Raw genomic sequence first — 3,038 nt, 5'->3', positions numbered from 1 at the left:
AACGCCGACGCGAACACCGGGAACCGGGCATACAACTCCCGCCCCATCCCCAACCGCTGCGACCCCTGCCCCGAGAACAGGAATGCCGTCGACCGTTCCCCCGCCACCCCACGCGCAACCTCGACCCCGTCCACCAGCACCGCCCGGTGCCGGAACCGCGACCGCCCGGCCAGCGACAGCCCCACGTCCACCGGCGAGCCGACGACGCCGCCGAGCCGCTCCAGCTGCGCGTCGAGCGCCTCCTCCGACTTCGCCGAGACCACCCACGACACCACGCCAGGCGCCGAGCCCGGCGCCTCCGCCTGATCCACGACAGGCGCCTGCTCGACGATCACGTGCGCGTTCGTCCCGCTGATCCCGAAGGAGGACACCCCCGCCCGTCGCGGCCGCTCGTCCCCCGGCCACTCGCGCGCCTCGGTCAGCAGCCGCACCGCGCCCGCCGACCAGTCCACGCGCGAGGACGGCGTGTCCGCGTACAGCGTCTTCGGCAGCACACCGTGCCGCAGCGCCTGCACCATCTTGATCACGCCCGCGACCCCGGCCGCAGCCTGGGCGTGGCCGAAGTTGGACTTGACCGAGCCCAGCCACAGCGGCCGCCCGTCCTCCCGGCCCTGCCCGTACGTGGCGAGCAGCGCCTGCGCCTCGATCGGGTCGCCGAGCGGCGTGCCCGTCCCGTGGCCCTCGACGGCGTCGACGTCGGCGGCCGACAGCCCCGCGTTCGCCAGCGCCTGGCGGATCACCCGCTGCTGCGAGGGCCCGTTGGGCGCGGTGAAGCCGTTGGACGCGCCGTCCTGGTTCACCGCCGAGCCCCGGACGACCGCGAGCACCGGGTGCCCGTTGCGCCGCGCGTCCGACAGCCGCTCCAGCACCAGCACGCCGACGCCCTCGGCCCAGCCCGTCCCGTCGGCCCCGTCGGCGAACGCCTTGCAGCGCCCGTCCGAGGCCAGTCCGCCCTGCCGGGAGAACTCCATCAGCGAGCCGGGCGTCGCCATCACGTTGACGCCGCCCGCGACGGCGAGCGTGCACTCGCCGGCCCGCAGCGCCTGGACCGCCCAGTGCAGGGCGACCAGCGAGGACGAGCAGGCGGTGTCGACCGTCACCGCCGGGCCCTCGAGACCGAGGGTGTAGGAGAGTCGGCCGGAGAGCGCCGAGGCGGCGATGCCGGTGCCGATGTCGCCGGTGGCGTCGGCCAGGGAGCGCACCAGCAGGTACGCGTAGTCCTGGCCGTTGGTGCCGAGGAAGACGCCGGTGCGGCTGCCGCGCAGGCCCGCCGGGTCGAGGCCGGCCCGCTCGAACGCCTCCCACGAGGTCTCCAGCAGCAGGCGCTGCTGGGGGTCGGTGGAGACGGCCTCGCGCGGCGAGATGCCGAAGAAGTCGGCGTCGAAGCCGGACACCGAGTCGAGGAAGCCGCCGCGCCGCGAGACGCGGGTGCCGCGCTCGTCGACGCCGGCGTCCGCCAGCGCGCCGAGGTCCCAGCCGCGGTCCTCCGGATAGCCGCCGGTGGCGTCGGTGCCGCCCGCCACGAGGTCCCAGAGGTCCTCGGGCGAGGCGACGCCGCCCGGGTAGCGACAGCCCATGCCGATGACGGCGACGGGCTCGGCGGCCGCGTCCAGGAGCTGCCGGTTCTGCTTGCGCAGCCGTTCGGTCTCCTTCATCGAGGACCGGAGAGCGGCGACTACCTTGTCGTGGGGCGTGGTCATGGGTGCTCTCCGTCAGTCCTGGGCGTGGTCGGGGTCGTTGCGCAGGGCGGCCTGCACCAGGTCGTCGAGGTCCATGGCGTCGATGGCGTCGGCCTCCTCGGCCTCCTGGGCATCCTGGGCGGACGCGCCGTCGGCGAGCCTCAGCAGCGCGTCCAGGACCCCGCTGCGCCGCAGGCGGTCCAGCGGGACGGACTCGACGAGCGCCCGCAGGCGGTCTCGCTCGGGGTCCCCCGGCTCCACGGCGTCCCCGTCACCGGCCAGCAGGCCGAGCAGGTGCGCGGCGAGCTCGGTCGGGCTCGGGTGGTCGAAGACCAGCGTCGGGGACAGGTCGAGGCCGGTAGCGGCGCCGAGCCGGTTGCGCAGCTCGATCGCGCCGAGCGAGTCGAACCCGAGGTCGCGGAAGGCCTTCTCGGGGCCGACGGCCTCGATGCCGGGCAGTCCGAGCACCTCGGCCGCGCGTCCGCGCACCAGCCCGAGGAGGGCGGCGGAGCGGCGGGCCGGGCTGAGCGCGGCCAGTTCGGCGCGCAGCTCGCGGCCGTTCCCGTCGTCCTCGCCCGAGCTCTGCACGTCGGCGTAGCCGGGGAGTTCGGCGAGCAGCCGGCTCGGGCGGACGGCGGTGAAGGCGCGGACGAAGCGCTCCGGGTCGACGTCGGCGACCAGGGTGGTCGGCGCGGTGTCGAGGACGGCGCGGCGCAGCGCGGCGACCGCGACGGCCGGGTCGAGCGGCCGGATGCCGGTGCGGCGGGCGGCCTCGCCGGCCCGGGTGTCGGCGGCCATGCCGCCGCCGGCCCAGGCGCCCCAGGAGAGGGAGGTGGCGGCGAGTCCGTCGGCGCGGCGGCGTTCGGCGAGGGCGTCGAGGACGGCGTTGGCGGCCGCGTAGTTGCCCTGGCCGGGGTTGCCGACGGCCGCGGAGGCGGAGGAGAACAGGGCGAAGACGGCGAGGTCGTGGTCCCTGGTCAGCTCGTCGAGCAGGAGCGCCGAGGTGGCCTTGGCGCGGTAGACGTCCTCGAAGCGGTCGAGGGTGAGGCCGTCGATGACTCCGTCGTCGAGCACTCCGGCGGCGTGGACCACGGCGGTCAGCGGGTGCTCGGCGGGCACGGCGGCCAGGACGGCGGCGAGCGCCTCCCGTTCGGCGGCGTCGCAGGCCGCGAGGGTGACCGCCGTGCCGGTGGCGGCGAGTTCCTCGCGGAGCTCGGCCGCCCCGGGGGCGTCCGGGCCCCGGCGGCTGAGCAGCACGAGGTGCCGGGCGCCGGCGGCGGCGAGGCCGCGGGCGACTTCGGCGCCGAGGGCGCCGGTGCCGCCGGTGATCAGGACGTTGCCTGTCTCTTATACAAATCA

The 3,038-nt window shown here is 76.1% G+C and carries 2 protein-coding genes; both read right to left on the bottom strand.

All coding sequences use genetic code 11. The features are described from left to right. Positions 1-1,700, bottom strand: a 1,700-nt coding sequence (locus ACFVU9_RS45350) for a type I polyketide synthase (RefSeq protein ID WP_387603947.1), incomplete at its 3' end; no start/stop codon positions are given. 12 nt (positions 1,701-1,712) lie between these two features. Next, complete coding sequence (locus tag ACFVU9_RS45345) at positions 1,713-3,008, bottom strand: beta-ketoacyl reductase (protein ID WP_387603949.1); 1,296 nt, start codon at positions 3,006-3,008, stop codon at positions 1,713-1,715. Positions 3,009-3,038: the final 30 nt, after the last annotated feature.

It is taken from the genome of Kitasatospora sp. NPDC057936 (genome assembly GCF_042887525.1).
In the GTDB taxonomy this organism is placed as follows: Bacteria; Actinomycetota; Actinomycetes; order Streptomycetales; family Streptomycetaceae; genus Kitasatospora.
The sequence above is the reverse complement of the archived record's forward strand: the minus strand, read 5'-3'. Positions and strand labels throughout refer to the sequence as shown.